General features: G+C 71.4%; 15 protein-coding genes and 2 tRNA genes. 3 read left to right on the top strand and 14 right to left on the bottom strand.

The window, feature by feature from the left end:
- Positions 1 to 113: 113 nt before the first annotated feature.
- A complete protein-coding gene (leuS, locus tag ACPXCS_RS31670) occupies positions 114 to 2,996 on the bottom strand; it encodes a leucine--tRNA ligase (protein ID WP_425951286.1) in 2,883 nt (960 codons plus the stop codon).
- 465 nt (positions 2,997 to 3,461) lie between these two features.
- On the opposite strand from leuS, the gene ACPXCS_RS31665 reads away from it, so the two are divergent.
- Both ACPXCS_RS31665 and ACPXCS_RS31660 read left to right on the top strand, forming a co-directional pair.
- A complete protein-coding gene (locus ACPXCS_RS31665; protein WP_425951285.1) occupies positions 3,462 to 4,703 on the top strand; it encodes a cytochrome b/b6 domain-containing protein in 1,242 nt (413 codons plus the stop codon).
- Positions 4,700 to 6,310 (top strand): NADH-ubiquinone oxidoreductase-F iron-sulfur binding region domain-containing protein, encoded by a 1,611-nt coding sequence (locus ACPXCS_RS31660; RefSeq protein WP_425951284.1) that lies wholly within the window; start codon positions 4,700 to 4,702, stop codon positions 6,308 to 6,310. The genes ACPXCS_RS31665 and ACPXCS_RS31660 overlap by 4 nt, the downstream gene beginning before the upstream one ends.
- 140 nt (positions 6,311 to 6,450) lie before the next feature.
- Here ACPXCS_RS31660 and ACPXCS_RS31655 read toward each other — a convergent pair.
- From ACPXCS_RS31655 to ACPXCS_RS31610, 10 genes are all read right to left on the bottom strand, one after another.
- A tRNA-Ala gene (locus tag ACPXCS_RS31655) sits at positions 6,451 to 6,523 on the bottom strand.
- Between the two features lie 118 nt (positions 6,524 to 6,641).
- Positions 6,642 to 6,875 (bottom strand): hypothetical protein, encoded by a 234-nt coding sequence (locus tag ACPXCS_RS31650; RefSeq protein ID WP_006136074.1) that lies wholly within the window; start codon positions 6,873 to 6,875, stop codon positions 6,642 to 6,644.
- 3 nt (positions 6,876 to 6,878) lie between these two features.
- Entirely contained in the window at positions 6,879 to 7,052 is a 174-nt protein-coding gene (locus tag ACPXCS_RS31645) for a hypothetical protein (protein WP_114252414.1), read from the bottom strand.
- A gap of 200 nt (positions 7,053 to 7,252) precedes the next feature.
- Positions 7,253 to 7,325: transfer RNA gene (locus tag ACPXCS_RS31640), tRNA-Ala, on the bottom strand.
- A gap of 75 nt (positions 7,326 to 7,400) precedes the next feature.
- On the bottom strand, positions 7,401 to 8,072 hold the full coding sequence (locus ACPXCS_RS31635; RefSeq protein ID WP_425951303.1) for a histidine phosphatase family protein: 672 nt from the start codon (positions 8,070 to 8,072) through the stop codon (positions 7,401 to 7,403).
- Positions 8,063 to 8,509 carry a ribosome silencing factor gene (gene rsfS / locus ACPXCS_RS31630; protein ID WP_425951283.1) on the bottom strand — a complete coding sequence of 149 codons (447 nt, stop codon included), beginning with the start codon at positions 8,507 to 8,509 and terminating at the stop codon, positions 8,063 to 8,065. The genes ACPXCS_RS31635 and rsfS overlap by 10 nt, the downstream gene beginning before the upstream one ends.
- 103 nt (positions 8,510 to 8,612) lie before the next feature.
- Positions 8,613 to 10,331 (bottom strand): LCP family protein, encoded by a 1,719-nt coding sequence (locus ACPXCS_RS31625; protein WP_425951282.1) that lies wholly within the window; start codon positions 10,329 to 10,331, stop codon positions 8,613 to 8,615.
- 16 nt (positions 10,332 to 10,347) lie between these two features.
- On the bottom strand, positions 10,348 to 11,091 hold the full coding sequence (gene nadD, locus ACPXCS_RS31620) for a nicotinate-nucleotide adenylyltransferase (protein ID WP_425951281.1): 744 nt from the start codon (positions 11,089 to 11,091) through the stop codon (positions 10,348 to 10,350).
- Between the two features lie 85 nt (positions 11,092 to 11,176).
- Positions 11,177 to 11,341, bottom strand: a complete 165-nt coding sequence (locus ACPXCS_RS31615) for a hypothetical protein (protein ID WP_094057638.1) — start codon at positions 11,339 to 11,341, stop codon at positions 11,177 to 11,179.
- Positions 11,342 to 11,518: 177 nt separating this feature from the next.
- The gene (locus tag ACPXCS_RS31610) at positions 11,519 to 11,677 is read right to left on the bottom strand and encodes a hypothetical protein (RefSeq protein ID WP_094057639.1); all 159 of its coding nucleotides are present in this window, start codon (positions 11,675 to 11,677) and stop codon (positions 11,519 to 11,521) included.
- A 125-nt stretch (positions 11,678 to 11,802) separates the two neighbouring features.
- On the opposite strand from ACPXCS_RS31610, the gene ACPXCS_RS31605 reads away from it, so the two are divergent.
- Positions 11,803 to 12,927, top strand: coding sequence for a M48 family metallopeptidase (locus ACPXCS_RS31605; RefSeq protein ID WP_425951280.1), 1,125 nt, complete (start codon positions 11,803 to 11,805; stop codon positions 12,925 to 12,927).
- Between the two features lie 70 nt (positions 12,928 to 12,997).
- On the opposite strand, the gene ACPXCS_RS31600 is transcribed toward ACPXCS_RS31605, so the two are convergent.
- The 3 genes from ACPXCS_RS31600 to ACPXCS_RS31590 form a co-directional block, all read right to left on the bottom strand.
- A complete protein-coding gene (locus ACPXCS_RS31600) occupies positions 12,998 to 14,068 on the bottom strand; it encodes a hypothetical protein (protein WP_425951279.1) in 1,071 nt (356 codons plus the stop codon).
- An 88-nt stretch (positions 14,069 to 14,156) separates the two neighbouring features.
- Positions 14,157 to 14,762 carry a hypothetical protein gene (locus tag ACPXCS_RS31595; protein ID WP_425951278.1) on the bottom strand — a complete coding sequence of 202 codons (606 nt, stop codon included), beginning with the start codon at positions 14,760 to 14,762 and terminating at the stop codon, positions 14,157 to 14,159.
- Positions 14,763 to 14,825: 63 nt separating this feature from the next.
- Positions 14,826 to 16,112, bottom strand: coding sequence for a glutamate-5-semialdehyde dehydrogenase (locus ACPXCS_RS31590; protein WP_425951277.1), 1,287 nt, complete (start codon positions 16,110 to 16,112; stop codon positions 14,826 to 14,828).
- Between the last annotated feature and the right edge of the window lie 53 nt (positions 16,113 to 16,165).

Genomic DNA, 16,165 nt, shown 5'->3' with positions numbered 1-16,165 from the left:
GGAGGACCGACTGCCGAAAGACCGGCTGCCGAAGGACCGACTGCCGAAGGACCGGCTTCCAAAGGACCAGCCGCCGGCGGATCACCCGGACGATGATTCGCCGTCCCCAGCGGCTACGCGGGGACGATGTTCACCAGCTTCGGCGCCCGCACGATCACCTTGCGGATCCCGGCCCCGTCCAGAGCGGCGACGACCTTCTCGTCGGCCAGCGCGACCTTCTCCAGCTCGTCCTCGGAGATGGACGGCGAGACCTCCAGCCGCGCCTTGACCTTGCCCCTGATCTGCACGACGCAGGTCACGGTCTCGTCGACCACGTACGCCGGGTCGGCCACCGGGAAGTCCTGGTGGACGACCGAGTCGGTGTGGCCCAGCCTGCGCCACAGCTCCTCGGCGATGTGCGGGGCCAGTGGCGCGACCATCAGCACCAGCGGCTCGGCCACGGAACGCGGCACGGGGCCGCCCACCTTGGTCAGGTGGTTGTTCAGCTCGGTGACCTTGGCGATGGCGGTGTTGAACCGCATGCCCTCCAGGTCGCCGCGCACCCCGTCGATCGCCTTGTGCAGGGCGCGCAGCGTCTCTTCGTCGACGTCGGCGTCCTCGGCGTCGACGACGGTCACCTCGCCGGTGGCCTCGTCGACGATGTTGCGCCACAGCCGCTGCAGCAGCCGGAACTGGCCGACCACCGCGCGCGTGTCCCACGGCCGGGAGACGTCCAGCGGACCCATGGCCATCTCGTACAGGCGCAGCGTGTCCGCCCCGTACTCGGCGCAGATCTCGTCCGGAGTGACGGCGTTCTTCAGGGACTTGCCCATCTTGCCCAGCAGGGGGCTGACCTTCTCGCCCTGGTACCAGTAGGCGCCGTCGCGCTCCTCCACCTCGGCGGCGGGCACCGCGATGCCGCGGCTGTCGCGGTAGACGTAGGCCTGGATCATGCCCTGGTTGAACAGCTTGTGGAACGGCTCGGCGGAGGAGACGTGCCCCAGGTCGTACAGGACCTTGGACCAGAAGCGCGCGTACAGCAGGTGCAGCACCGCGTGCTCGGCGCCGCCGACGTACAGGTCGACACCGCCGTGCGGCTGGCCCTCGCGCGGGCCCATCCAGTACTGCTCGATCTCGGGGTCGACCAGCTTCTCGCCGTTGTGCGGGTCCAGGTAGCGCAGCTCGTACCAGCAGGAACCGGCCCAGTTGGGCATCGTGTTGGTCTCGCGGCGGTACTTCTTCGGGCCGTCGCCCAGGTCCAGGGTGACGTTGACCCAGTCCTCGTTGCGGGACAGCGGCGTCTCGGGCTGGGTGTCGGCGTCGTCCGGGTCGAAGGTGCGCGGGGAGTAGTCCTCGACCTCGGGCAGTTCCAGGGGCAGCATCGACTCGGGCAGCGCGTGGGCGATGCCGTCCTCGTCGTAGACGATCGGGAAGGGCTCGCCCCAGTAGCGCTGGCGGCTGAACAGCCAGTCGCGCAGCCGGAAGTTGACGGTGCCCTCGCCGACGCCCTCGGCCTCCAGCCACTCGGTGATGCGGGCCTTGGCCTCGACGACGCCCAGACCGTCCAGGGAGACGCCGGCGCCGGAGGAGTTCACGATCGTCGCGTCGTAGGAGGCGAAGGCGTCGTCCCACGTGGAGGTGTCGGTGCCGCGGCCGTCGGTGGGCTCGACCACGCAGCGGATCGGCAGCTCGAAGGCGCGGGCGAAGGCGAAGTCGCGCGTGTCGTGCGCCGGGACGGCCATGATCGCGCCGGTGCCGTAGCCCATCAGCACGTAGTCGGCGATGAAGACCGGGACCTGCTCGCCGTTGACCGGGTTGGTCGCGTAGGCGCCGACGAAGACGCCGGTCTTGTCCTTGGCCTCGGCCTGACGCTCGACGTCGGACTTGGAGGCGGCCTGGGCGCGGTAGGCGGCGACGGCCTCGGCCGGGGTCGCGTAGCCGCCGGTCCACGCCTCGTGCGTGCCCTGCGGCCAGGCGGCCGGGGTGAACTTCTCGACCAGCGGGTGCTCGGGCGCCAACACCATGTAGGTGGCGCCGAACAGGGTGTCCGGGCGGGTGGTGAAGACGGTGATGCGCTCGCCGTCGATGGGGAAGTCGACGCGGGCGCCCTCGCTGCGGCCGATCCAGTTGCGCTGCTGCAGCTTGATGGCCTCGGGCCAGTCCAGCTCCTCCAGGTCCTCCAGCAGCCGGTCGGCGTAGGCGGTGATGCGCATGTTCCACTGGCGCAGCTTGGCCTTGAAGACCGGGAAGTTGCCGCGCTCGGAGCGGCCGTCGGCGGTGACCTCCTCGTTGGCCAGCACGGTGCCCAGGCCGGGGCACCAGTTGACCGGCGCGTCGGAGGCGTAGGCCAGCCGGAACTCGCCCAGGACGTCGGCCTTCTCGCCGGCGCTCAGTTCGCTCCACGCGCGCGTGTGCCCGGGAACGGGCCGCTCACCGGACTCGAACTGCGCGACCAGCTCGGCGATCGGGCGGGCCCGCCGCGCGTCGTGGTCGTACCAGGAGTTGAAGATCTGCAGGAAGATCCACTGGGTCCACTTGTAGTAGTCCGGGTCGATCGTGGCGAACGACCGGCGCTTGTCGTGGCCCAGGCCCAGCCGGCGCAGCTGGGCCTTCATGTTCTCCATGTTGGCTTCGGTGGACACGCGCGGGTGCGTGCCGGTCTGCACCGCGTACTGCTCGGCGGGCAGGCCGAAGGCGTCGAAGCCCAGGGTGTGCAGGACGTTGTGGCCGGTCATCCGCTGGAAGCGGGCGAAGACGTCCGTGGCGATGTAGCCCAGCGGGTGGCCGACGTGCAGGCCCGCACCGGAGGGGTACGGGAACATGTCCATGATGAACTTCTTGGGCCGGGCGACGGTCTCCGGGTCGCCCGCCAGGTCACCCTTGGGGTTGGGCGCGGCGTAGGTGCCGTCCGCGTCCCAGAAGTCCTGCCAGCGTGCTTCGATCTCGGCAGCCATCGCGGCCGTGTAGCGGTGCGGCGCGGCCACCTCGGAGGTGGCCGCGGGGTTCGTCTCGCTCATGATCCTCAAAGCTCCATCGATCGTCTCTGCCTGCGGCTGTGTCGTCGAGAAACGAAAAATCCCCTCGCACAGGAGGGGACGCCGCGCCGATTCCGGCCACTCGACTGGTCCGGTGGCCGGGACTGATCAGCGCGGCCCGCTAAGCAGAAGGCGTACGGCACGCATGGCGTTAGGGTACCGCAGGCCCCCAGCGTGCCGCGACGCGCTTCGGACGGGCCTCTCGACATCCGGAAAGCTGAACCAAGGTCAAGAGTTACTTCGCGTAACAGTAGCTAAGGGACATCGCAACAACCGCATTGTCCTTTGATAACAACGCAATAACTCAAACCTCGTACCCCCCGGTAGGGCTCCGCTTAGAGTGCGGCAGCGGGACCGCTTTCCCGAACCGCTCGGAGTTGCCCCCATGAACCCTCATCGCAGTACCCCCTCACTCCCCCCGGTCGCCGGGATGTGGGGAGGCAGGTCGTGAACCCCAACGACTCCACGGCAGACGACTCCTTCGCCGAGTTCCTCAACTTCGGCGCGGGCGTGCTGTCCCTCGTGTGCCTGACCTGTTCGGTGATCTGGGGCCTGGTCGCCCAGGACCGGATCCTGCTCGACGCGCGCCGGCGCATCCTGGCGCAGGCCGTGCACCGGACCACGGCCGTCGCCTCGATCGTCTTCCTGCTGGTGCACATCGGCGTGAAGCTGGCGCTGTCCCACACCTCGTGGGTCGCGGCGGTGATCCCCTTCGGGCTGGTCTTCACCGACGAGGAGCTGGTCGGGGGCAGGTCGTTCCTGATCGGCCTGGGCACCCTCGCAGGCATGCTCATGATCTTCGTGGGCGTCACCGGCGTGCTGCGCAACCGCTTCGCCTCCCCCGCGCCCGTCGCGGCCCGCTGGCGGGCCATGCACATGCTGGCCTACCCGGCCTGGTGCGCCGCCCTCGTGCACGGCCTCTACGCGGGTCGCGCGGCCAAGCCGATCTTCGTCGTCCTGTACTGCCTGTCCCTGCTCGGCGTGGCCGGAGCCCTGGCCCTGCGCGCCGCTCCGCGCCCGGTCAAGCGCAAGGTCGCCGACCGGGTCGCCGCGCTCATCGGCTCCGGCGAACCCCAGAGCCGCCGCGACCTGGAGGAGAGCCGGGCCCGGACCGGCTCCGCGCTGCCCGGCTACGAGGGCCGTACGGGAGCGGCGGCGTCCGCGCCGCGGTACGAGAGGGCCGAACGCCCCGCGCACCAGGAGTCCGCGAACGGCTTCGCCGCGGCCTACCGCGCCGTCTCGGGCCCCCCGGTGGAACAGGCCTTCGCGCCGGGTCCGACCACCAGCATGGAACTGCCGCTGGACCTGCAGCCCACCGAGGTCGTCCCCACCGTGGACGGGCCCTCCGGCACCTCCGGCACCTGGCCCGTCCCGTCCCCGCCCCCGGTCGGCGAGGCCCCGCCGTCTGCCTACGACCCGCTCCAGGACACGGGCTTCAACATCCCGCCCTACGACCCGGTACGGGGCACCGGACAAAGCATCCCGGCCTATGGCAATCCAGGCGTCTCCGGTTACGGATCGAGTGACGTGTACGACACGGGTGAGACGAACGCCGTCCGCGACACGTACTACCCGAACGACACGTACAACAGCGGTCCCGCCACTGAAACACTGCCCGGTGCGTCCTACGACTTCGACGCACCGGGTTCGGGCGAACCTTGGAACACGCCTTCCGGAGGCTTTAAGTGAACGAGGCCCTGCCCGACGTACCCGAAGTCCGCGTGGTCGGTCTTCCCCAGCTCACGTCGGGCTTCGACCTTGTCGATCGGCTCGATCTGCCCATGCACCTGAAGGTGCACGGGCCACTCGAGCCGATGGGCGGCGAGCAGCTCGCGCAGCTCGCCGAGCGCATCAACCTGAAGGGCCGCGGCGGCGCGGGCTTCCCCTTCCACAAGAAGCTGCGCTCGGTCGCCGAGGCGGCGATCAAGCGCGGCGTCCGGCCGGTCGTCGTCGTCAACGGCAGTGAGGACGAACCGGCCTGCCGCAAGGACACGGTGCTGATCAACCGTGCCCCGCACCTCATCCTGGACGGCGCGCTGCTGTGCGCCGAGGCCCTGGGTGCCCGCACGCTCGTGGTGGGGGTCACCCGGGAGTCGACCCAGCGCTCCATGGAGGCCGCGCTCGCCGAACGCGGCCTCAGCAACGGCCGCAGGTCGGCGCTGCGCGCCCGCGTGCAGCGCAACCCGGTCCGCATGGTCACCGGCGCCGCCGCGTCGCTGATCCGCTCGATCGACGGCGGCCCGGCCGTCCCGCCCGGCCGCAAGGTCAGCGCCTCGCAGAACGGCGTCGGCGGCGCGCCGACCCTGCTGTCCAACGCCGAGACCTTCGCCCAGCTGGCCATCGCCGCCCGCATCGGCCCGGAGCGCTACGGCAACACCGGCCTGTACGACGAGCCGGGCACGGTCATGCTCACGGTCTCCGGGGCGGTCGCGCGGCCCATGGTGATCGAGGTCCCGACGGGCGTGCCGCTGCGCTACGTCCTGCAGCTGGCCGGCGCCCCGCCGGTGCCGCAGGGCGTGCTCACCGGCGGCTACCACGGCAAGTGGATCGACGCGGCGACCGTCAACGAGGCGATCGTCTCGCGCAACTCCCTGGACGCGGTGGGCGGTTCCCTCGGCGCCGGGGCCATCCTGCCGATCAGTCAGGACACCTGCCCGCTGGGCGAGTCGCTGCGGGTCGCCCAGTGGCTGGCCGAGGAGAGCGCGGGCCAGTGCGGCCCCTGCTACCTCGGCCTGCCGGCCGCCGCGCGCGGCATGGAGGACATCCTCAACGGCGGCGGACCGGCCGCACTGGAGGCGCTCAAGCAGGTCGCCAAGAACGTGAAGCGGCGCGGCGCCTGCTCCCACCCGGACGGCTCCGCGATGTTCCTGGAGTCGACCATCAAGGCGTTCACGGACGACCTCGCGGCCCACGTCCTCGGCAACGGCTGCGGACGGCGCGTGGAGGGAGTCCTGCCGCTCTTCGAGGGCGGCAGGGCCCCGTCGGGCATCCCGGGCGGCGGCGAGTCCGAGGAGAACGGCCCGAGCCGCCAGAAGATCTACGTCGACTGGACGCTGTGCCGGGGCCATGGCCTGTGCGCGGACATCCTCCCCGAGGTGTTCCAGCTGGGCGCCGACGGCTTCCCGACGGTGGCCCAGGCGCAGGTGCCGCGGTACGCCGAGGCCAAGGCTCTACGCGCGGTGCGTCGCTGCCCGGCGCTGGCCCTGCGCATCGAGGAGGACACCCGGGGCCAGGCCCCGTCCCGCAACCTCCCGGTGCTCTCCCAGGGCCGCGGCCGCCGCGCCCTCGGCCGCTGAGCACGCGTACGGCGGGCTTCCCACCGGGGAGCCCGCCGTACGCGTGTCCGGGCACGACGAGCGCGCACACCGGCACGGCGAGAAGGGCACGACAAGAAGGCGGGCCATCCGGATCGGATGGCCCGCCTTCTCATCTGCTGTGGAGCTAAGGAGAATTGAACTCCTGACCTCCTGCATGCCATGCAGGCGCTCTACCAACTGAGCTATAGCCCCTTGCGGTGTCGCCCTCCGGGTTTCCCCGGCGGCGACGCCAACATTACTGGTCCTGCGGGCCCAACACCAAATCGATTTCCCACTGCCCGATATGGCCGATTTGCCGATTCCTGGTCCCTCAGGCCGTCACGAACGAGTAGAACCGTTTGAGCGTGCAGTGCTCCTCCAGGAGCCGGCCGTAGATCGGCTCGCCCTCCAGCTCGCGGTACGTCTCGATCGGGTCGCCTTTTATGATCAGCGCCCGCGCGCACTCCTCGCACCAGTACTGGTAGTCGGGGTTGATCGGCTCCATGTCGCGGACGATCGGAGTCCCACTGCCGCACCAGTCGCATTTCCGCCTGTGTGCACCCATCGATCAGCTCCAGCTGTGGCCGCAGGCCGTGCACACGTAGGAGATCCCGCCGTTGTCGCCGAGCATCTGGGCCACGTGCGCGGATCCGCAGGAAGGGCAGCTGAGACGGGTGGACATGTCCCGTGTCAACGCTGCTCCGAGGAGGTGGTCGACCTCCTCGAGGATGCTCGCAGGCATCGGTGCTCCTCCCGTCGGGCCGCGCTCCCTTCCGGCCGTTTGATTCTGCCACGGCCGGGCCGATACGGTCAGCGACGCCTCAGTACCAGTCCGGACACGGCAGCCGTCGCGACCGTAGAGGTATACGCCTGAGCGGGCCCGAGTGACTCAACCCCGGGCACGAAAAATCCCGCCCCCTGGAAGGGAGCGGGATCTTGACGTGGAGCTAAGGAGAATTGAACTCCTGACCTCCTGCATGCCATGCAGGCGCTCTACCAACTGAGCTATAGCCCCTCGTGTTCCTTCCCGGCGGGCCGGGCGAACAAGAAGAACTTTAGCCTGCGACCTGCCGGAAAGTGAAATCCGGGGTCAGTCGTCGTCGCCCAGCACCGGTTCCGGCAGCGTGCCGGCGTTGTGCTCCAGCAGCCGCCAGCCGCGGGCGCCTTCGCCGAGGACGGACCAGCAGCAGTTGGAGAGTCCGCCGAGGCTCTCCCAGTTGTGCGGCTGCAGGCCGAGGAGCCGGCCGATGGTGGTGCGGATCGTGCCGCCGTGGCTGACCACGACGAGCGTGCCGTCCTCCGGGAGCTTCTCGGCGTGCCGCAGGACCACGGGGGCGGCGCGGTCCGCCACCTCGGTCTCCAGTTCGCCACCGCCGCGGCGCACGGGCTCGCCGCGCTTCCAGGCGGCGTACTCCTCGCCGTACCGGGCGATGATCTCCTCGTGCGTCAGGCCCTGCCAGACGCCCGCGTAGGTCTCGCGCAGGGCCTCGTCGTGGGTGACGTCGAGGCCGGTGAGGGAGGCCAGCTCGGCGGCCGTGCGGGCGGCCCGCCGAAGGTCGGAGGCGACGATCGCGTTCGGCTTCAGGCCCACCAGCAGCCGGGCGGCGCGGCGGGCCTGGGCGACACCGGTCTCGGTGAGGTCGACGTCCGTGGTGCCCTGGAAGCGGCGCTCCACGTTCCACGAGGTCTGGCCGTGCCGCCACAGGATGATGCGGCGGCCCCGGCCCGGCGTGGCCGCCTCGCTGAAGGCGCTCACCGCCAGTCTCCGTCCAGCTCCGCCGCCTCCTCTGCCGCCTGCAGTTTGGCGTGCTCCTCGGCCTTGCCGCGCGTGGCCTTGGCGTCCTCGGGCAGGGCGAGCTCGGGGCAGTCCTTCCACAGCCGCTCCAGGGCGTAGAAGACCCGCTCCTCGCTGTGCTGGACGTGGACGACGATGTCGACGTAGTCGAGCAGGATCCAGCGGGCGTCGCGGTCGCCCTCGCGGCGCACCGGCTTGGCGCCGAGTTCCTTCTGGAGGCGCTCCTCGATCTCGTCGACGATCGACTTGACCTGGCGGTCGTTGGGCGCGGAGGCCAGCAGGAAGGCGTCCGTGATGGACAGCACGTCACTGACGTCGTACGCGACGATGTCGTGCGCCAGCTTGTCGGCGGCCGCCTGGGCGGCGGTGGTGATGAGCTCCTGGGAGCGGTCGGTCACGGTCACTACAAGGCTTTCGGTCGGCGGTCACTTGACACCAAGGGTCTCACGGACCGCCGCGGGCCCCCCACGCGATGACGGCGATCACGCGGGGGGCCGCTCGCGCGGCTCAGCCGGAGGACGGCTCGTAGTCCTGGCCGAGGACCACCGCGACATCGGCGTTCGCCGAGACCTTGCCCTTGGTGACGGAGCCGGTGGGCAGTCCGAGGGTCTTGGCGACCTCGGCGGCGTCCGCCTTGGCGGCGGCGTCGGAGTAGACCACCTGCGAGGTGGCCCGGGCGCCCGTCGTGCCGCCCTCCAGGAAGGTGAAGCCGCCGTTGAGGAGCACCACGCGCGCCTTCTCGGTGTTGTCCGCGACGCCGGTGGCGTTCCGGACGGAGACGCTGACGGCGGCGTCCTTGTCGGGGCTCTTGGCGGTGCCTCCGAGGACGTTCCTGACGATCCCCGCGCCGGTCTGGGCGCTGAGCGTGCCGTCGCTCTGCACGGGCAGCAGGTCCGTCGCGTAGTCGCCGCCCTTGGCGAGCTCGGAGAGCCCGGCGAGGAAGGTGCCGAGGTCCTTGTCGGTGAGGGACGGGTCGAGGATCTGGTTCAGCGTCTGGACGGTGACGGTCGCGGCCTGCGGGTCGGAGGACAGCTTGCGCAGGACGGCCTGCATGACCTGCCCGAACCGCTTCAGCTGGGCGTTCTGGGCCTCCCCGGGGGCGCGGTAGGTGGCGTAGGCGACGGCCATCTTGCCGCTGAGGGTCTGGCTCCGGCCCTGGTTGACCAGGGGGGCCTCGCCCTTCTTCTTGGCCGCGGGGTCGGGGACGTCGGCGTCGGTGTCGACGTCGATGTTGCCGACGAGGTCGACGAGGTTCTGCAGATAGGGGGTGTCCAGGCGCCAGGTGCCCTGGATGTCGGTGCCGAGGACCGCGTCGAGCGCCTCGCGCGTACCGTCGGAGCCGTCGTCCTCGACCGACTTGGCGAGGGTCGTGGTGGTGCCGTCGTCGCTGGTCAGGGCGAGCGAGTTGGGCAGCAGGACGGTGGTGCCGCGCCGGGTGGTGGTGTTGTCCACCAGCAGGGCCGTGGCGGTGCCGTCGCCCTTGGTGTCGTGCAGGTGGACGACGATCACGTCCCGCTTCTGGGCGCCCGCGGCCGTGGCCGTGCCGGTCGCGGAGTCGTCGGAGGACAGGCCGGGCAGCTTCCCCGCGTACCAGAGGTAGCCGACGCCGCCGGCCGCGGCGAGCGCGAGGACGACGACCAGGGCGACGATCCGGCTGCGGGCGCGGCGGCGGGCCTCCTCGCGGCGCTCGGTGCGGTTCTCGGTGAACTTCAGCCAGTCGATGACGTCTTCGGAGTTGTCGTCCGGTTCCTCGACGAAGGCGAACTGCTCGGTGTGGTACTCCCGGTCGGTGTCCTGCTCCCCCTCGGCGGGGCCGGCCTGCTGCGGGATGTGCGCCGTCTGCAGGCCGGTCTGCCCGGCCACGCGCGCCTGCCCGGTCGCGCCGCCCGCCGGGGCCTGCCCGTAGGGGTCGTGGCCGCTGTCCTGCGCCGGGCCGCCCTGGTGGGTCCCGGAGGCGTACGGGTCGTAGCCGTAGGGGGCGGACTGCTGCTGCCCGGTGCCGTAGTCGTAGGCGGGCGGCTGCTGCTGCCCGCCCGTGGCGTACGGGTCGTATCCGTAACCCTGCTGGTGCTGCTGGTGCTGCTGTGCGTACGGGTCGTAGGCCTGCTGCTGGGTCTGCTGGGGCGGGACCTGCCGGTAGACAGGCTGTCCGTACTCGTCGTAGCCGACGAGTTCGTACGGGTCGGCGCCGTAGCCCGCGGCCCCCGCGTCGTATCGGTCGTTCACCGGTGCCCCTCTCGGTTCACTCGCCGCGGTACAGCTCGCGCTTGTCGATATAGCGCACGACTCCGTCCGGCACCAGGTACCAGATGGGGTCGCCCTTGGCGACTCTCGCACGGCAGTCCGTGGAGGAGATGGCCAGGGCAGGGACCTCCACGAGCGAGACGCCGCCCTCGGGAAGGCCGGTGTCGTCGAGGTGGTGGCCGGGCCGGGTCACCCCGATGAAGTGCGCGAGGGAGAACAGCTCCGCCGAGTCACGCCAGGTCAGGATCTGGGCGAGGGCGTCGGCTCCGGTGATGAAGAACAGGTCCGTGTCCGGGTTGAGCGCGCGCAGGTCGCGCAGGGTGTCCACGGTGTAGGTGGGTCCGCCGCGGTCGATGTCGATGCGGCTGACGGAGAACTGCGGGTTCTCGGCGGTCGCGATGACCGTCATCAGGTAGCGGTCCTCGGCCGGGGAGACGCTGCGGTGGCTCTTCTGCCAGGGCTGGCCGGTCGGCACGAAGACCACCTCGTCGAGGTGGAACGCCGCGGCGACCTCGCTGGCGGCCACCAGGTGCCCGTGGTGGATCGGGTCGAAGGTGCCGCCCATGACGCCCAGGCGACGCTTGCCCGGCTGCGCCGGGCTCTTTCCGGGGCCGTCGATCTGACGCCCCGCCGTGGCGGCACGGCGGGGCGCCCGGTCGCGCTCGGTGCCGCTCGCCGTGTCCGGTTCCGGGTCGTGCGGCGTCTCGCTCGCCGGACCGGTAGGCATGTCCTGCTCTCCCATGCGTGCAGACCCTACCGGCCCCGCCTGAGGGCTCCGGCCGCCCCCGTGGTCCCCGGGGCACCCCGCGCGGGGTGCCCTGCCGGGCTCAGCGGTCGCGGTTGAAGCGGGTCGTGATCCACAGCAGGAGCAGCAGGATGAAGAGGGCGGCGCCGCCGGTGAGGTAGGGGCTGAGGCTCTCGTGGTTTCCGCCGTGCTCCTCGCCCTCGGCGGCGAGGGTGACCAACTGGGCAGCGGTGCTGTGGAAGCTCATCTTCGGCAGGACCTATCGCGTGTGGGCGGGATAAAGACGTCGGCTCATCGTAAGCGGGCGCCCCCGCCGCGATCACCCCGACTCCGCCTGTTCGTGCCGCGGGCGCCCCGCGGCACCGGCACGCGCACCCGCCACCGGCCCGGTCCCGGGGCCCGACGGGGGAACCTTCGCGCCGGCTCAGTCGTCCTTCCGTCTGTAGCCGCGCAGCAGGAACCACGCGGTCACCGCACAGCCCACGATCATCACGAGGAGAACGATCCGGAGGATCCCCGGCCCCCCTTGCCGGTCGGCGGCGCTCGCGGCCTCGGCGAGCCAGGCGGCGGGGTGGTGCTCCATGTCGGTGGTTCCCTTCGCTGTACTGCCCGACCACCGTAACTCCGCCTAGGCTGGGCCCGGCCTCGGGGGAGCAAAGGGCCGCACAAGGGGCCGTAAAGGTCATCCAGACGCACCTGGGGGAAGACATGTCCGACGGCCACGACCAGGACGGGCACGAGCACGTGCCGAGCAGGCAGCGCAGGCGCTTCCCCGGGATCTCCTCGCGGACGTACGAGCACCCTGCCGACCGCTCCGCCCTGGTGGCGCTGCGCAAGCTGAGCGGTTTCGACACGGTGTTCAAGGCGCTCAGCGGCCTGCTGCCCGAGCGCAGTCTGCGGCTGCTGTTCCTGTCCGACTCGGTGCGGGTCTCCGACCAGCAGTTCGCCCACCTGAACGTGATGCTGCGCGACGCCTGCTACATCCTGGACCTGGAGAAGGTCCCGCCGATGTACGTGAACCAGGACCCGCAGCCCAACGCGATGTGCATCGGCCTGGACGAGCCGATCATCGTCGTGACGACGGGCCTGGTCGAGCTGCTCGACGAGGAGGAGATGCGGGCGGTCGTCGGCCACGAGGTGGGGCACGCGCTGTCCGGCCACTCGGTCTACCGGACGATCCTGCTCTTCCTGACGAGCCTGGCCGTCCGGGTGGCCTGGATCCCGCTGGGCAACCTCGCGATCATGGCGATCGTCACCGGGCTGCGCGAGTGGTTCCGCAAGTCGGAGCTGTCCGCGGACCGGGCGGGACTGCTGGTCGGGCAGGACCTCCAGGCGTCCATGCGGGGCCTGATGAAGATCGCGGGCGGCAACCACCTGCACGAGATGAACGTGGACGCGTTCCTCGCCCAGGCCGAGGAGTACGAGGCCGGCGGCGACCTGCGCGACTCCGTGCTGAAGATCCTGAACGTGCTGCCCCGCTCCCACCCGTTCACGACCGTCCGGGCGGCCGAGCTGAAGAAGTGGGCCGAGTCGCGGGACTACCAGCGGATCATGGACGGCCACTACCCGCGCCGCGACGAGGACAAGGACACCTCGGTCCGCGACTCCTGGCGCGATTCGGCGAACCACTACAGCACGCACGTCAAGAGCTCCAAGGACCCGCTGATGAAGCTGGTCACGGACCTGGCCGGCGGCGCGGGCGACCTGGGCGACCGGGTGCGCCGGGGATTCGGCGGCTTCACGAACTCCGCCCCGAAGCCGCCCGGGGGCTCTCAGTCGCCGGGTTCCTCGGACACCCCGGGGGACGAGGCGCCGCCGCGCGACGAGCGGTGAGAAGCGTGCCCGGGGCCGCGGAGCGCGTCCGAGCCCCGCGGGTGCGCGTCCGAGGCCGGCGGGCCCGCCCTCACACCTTCGGCTGCGCGCTCGTCGCCAGGGAGCCGCACAGGGCCGTGACGCTGCCCGTGGCGTAGGGGTCGGTGCCGGCGGGGCCGCCCTCCTTGGCGGTCTGGCCGGCGAGGAGGGGCCGCAGGTGGTGCGTGGAGTCCTCGGCGCAGGACAGCGGGCCCGCCTGGACGTAGGAGACGACCAGCTGGGCCTGGTGCAGACGCAGGTCGTCGCGGTCGAAGCGGAACTGCAGCTCGCGCCGGACGGTGAACAGGGACACCTGCGCCCCGTCCCCGGCCCCGGCGGGCCGCAGCGCGTACACGAACGTGTGATCGGCCGTGACCTCCAGCGTGGACGCGTCGGTCTCGGCGGCCTGGAGCGTGCCGTGGACCCGCACCCGCCGGTCGGCCAGCTCGGCCCGGGAGGGGTCGAGCCGCACCAGCCAGCCGGTGGGCGCGTGGCGTCCGTCCGCGGTGGGGCGGGCGAAGCTCTGGTCGAACTGGTCCAGCTGGTCGGAGTCGAGCAGCACCCGCACGGCGCGGATCTCACCACCCGTGATCACCTCGGGGTCGAGGGCGGACCGGACCACGTAGTCCTTGGCCGTGGACAGCGCGGTCACGACCTGGCTGTCCGAGAAGTGCGCGGTACGCCGCGAGGCGGGCAGCGGCACGCCCTCCGCGCCGGTCTTGAACTGCGCGGCCGGGCTGTGCGCGTACAGGTGGGCCGGGTCGGCGGCGCCGGGCACCTTGCCCTCGGGGACGAGCGGGATGACGGTCATCCGCAGCGGCTCGGCCGGCTCCCGGGCGGCGGGGGTCTGGTAGGGGTGCCGCACGCCCATGTAGATGGCGGTGCCGAAGGCGACGGCGATCAGCAGGACCAGGACCAGTGCCTGCCGGGACAGGCCCCGGCGCAGGGGCGGGCGGCGGCGCACGGCGGGCGCGTGGTCGGCCATGCGCTCCTGCGCGGAGTACTCCTGGAGGCGGGCAGCACGGACGAACGACTCGTCGAAGACGACGGATCGGTACTCGTCCTCGCCACCTCCGGGAGCGCCCTCGGGTGTCCCCTCAGGTGGGTCTCCAGGCCCGCCCATATCTTCAGGGTAGGTTGCCGGAAGCCCGGGTAAACGCTGAGCTGCTCCACAAGTTCTGACAGCTCCTCACCCGGACGGCGGCTTCCGGTCAGGGGCTGCGGGGGATCACCGAGACGGCCGGCTGGGAGTAGTCGGCGGAGGCGGAGGGGGCCACCCCGCCGCCCTGTTCCAGCCCGGTCGAGGCGGGCGGCGGCACGGGGCCCTCGCGGTGGGAGGACGCGCCGCGGTAGACCGCCGTGAAGGCGAGCGCGACCATGCCGATCCCCATCACCAGGGCGAGCAGCCAGGCGACCGGGCGGTGCCAGCGCACCTGTTTGGAGTACGGCCCCGTGTCGCCGTAGTGGTCCTCCAGGAGGTCGGGCTCGTCCAGGTCGTCGAGGTCCGGATCACGGCCGAAGGCGCTGGGGCCGTCGGGGCCGTACCCGTCGTCGTACCGCTCGCCCCTGAGGTGGGCGCGGCGGGCGGCCTCCGCCTCGGAGGCCTCGGCTCTGGCCTGCGCGGCGGCCAGGAGGCGCTCCACGGCGGTCGGCTCGTGCACCACGGCCGCGCTGACGAAGGCCTCGTCGAAGACCACGGAGGCGAACTCTTCGTCCGACACCCCGCGGTCGTGGTCGTCGTCGGGCTCCCGGCCGTCCGGAAACGGCGTGCCCCCCACGTCCTCCGGCACGGATCCAGAGTAGACCTGGGGGGTCATTTTGGGCAGACGGTATGGAAATTCATCCACCGGTCGAGACGGCTCGCGCGCCCGGGCGCGCGGTCAGCGGCGGATGTGCCCGTCCCCGGTCACGATGTACTTCGTGCTGGTCAGCTCCGGCAGGCCCATGGGGCCGCGGGCGTGCAGCTTCTGCGTGGAGATGCCGATCTCCGCGCCGAAGCCGAACTGGCCGCCGTCGGTGAAGCGGGTGGAGGCGTTGACGGCGACGGTGGTCGAATCGACCAGTCGGGTGAAGCGGCGGGCCGCCTGCTGGGAGGTCGTGACGATGGCCTCGGTGTGGCCGGACGTCCACAGCCGGATGTGCTCGACGGCCTTGTCCAGGGAGTCGACCACGGCGGCGGCGATGTCGTACGAGAGGTACTCGGTCTCCCAGTCCTCGGCCGTCGCCTCGACCACGGTGGCCTTGGACTCCTTGGCGTAGGCCTGCACGCGCTCGTCGGCGTGGACGGTGACCCCGGCCTCCGCGAGGGCGTCCAGGGCGCGCGGCAGGAACGCGGCGGCGATGTCCTGGTGGACCAGGAGGGTCTCGGCGGCGTTGCAGACGCCGACCCGCTGGGCCTTGGAGTTGATCAGGATCTCGACGGCCATGTCGAGGTCGGCCTCCGCGTCGACGTAGACGTGGCAGTTGCCGGTGCCGGTCTCGATGACCGGGACGACGGACTCCTGGACGACCGTGTTGATCAGGGAGGCGCCGCCGCGCGGGATGAGCACGTCGACCAGGCCCCGGGCGCGCATCAGCTCGCGCACGCTGTCGCGGCTCTCGCCGGGGACGAGCTGGATGGCGTCGGCGGGCAGCCCGGCCCCGCCCACGGCGTCGCGCAGGACGCGCACCAGGGCGGTGTTCGACCGGTACGCCGAGGAGGAGCCGCGCAGCAGGACGGCGTTGCCGGACTTCAGGCAGAGGGCGGCGGCGTCGACGGTGACGTTGGGCCGGCCCTCGTAGATGATGCCGACGACGCCGAGCGGCACCCGGACCTGGCGCAGGTCGATGCCGTTGGGCAGCGTGGAGCCGCGGACCACCTCGCCGACCGGGTCGGGCAGGGCGGCGACGTCGCGCACGTCGGAGGCGATGGCGCGGATCCGCTCGGGGGTGAGCGTGAGCCGGTCGATCATGCCCTCGCTGATGCCGGCCTCACGGGCCTTGGCGACGTCCTGGGCGTTGGCCTCGACGATCTCGCTCGTGCGGACCTCCAGCGCGTCCGCGATGGCGAGCAGCGCGTCGTCCTTCTCGGCCCGCGGCAGCGGCGCGAGGCTCGCGGCGGCGGCCTTGGCGCGGTAGGCGGCCTCGGTGACCGGGGACATGGAGTCGTACGGCGAAAGCGTGGTCATGAGGGAAGCGTAGTCCGCCGGGCCGGCGGGTTCCTCGCGCGTTTCACACCCCG

Source organism: Streptomyces sp. DT190 (assembly GCF_049846985.1).
Lineage (GTDB): Bacteria > Actinomycetota > Actinomycetes > Streptomycetales > Streptomycetaceae > Streptomyces.
This window is presented reverse-complemented; position numbering and strand designations above follow the sequence as displayed.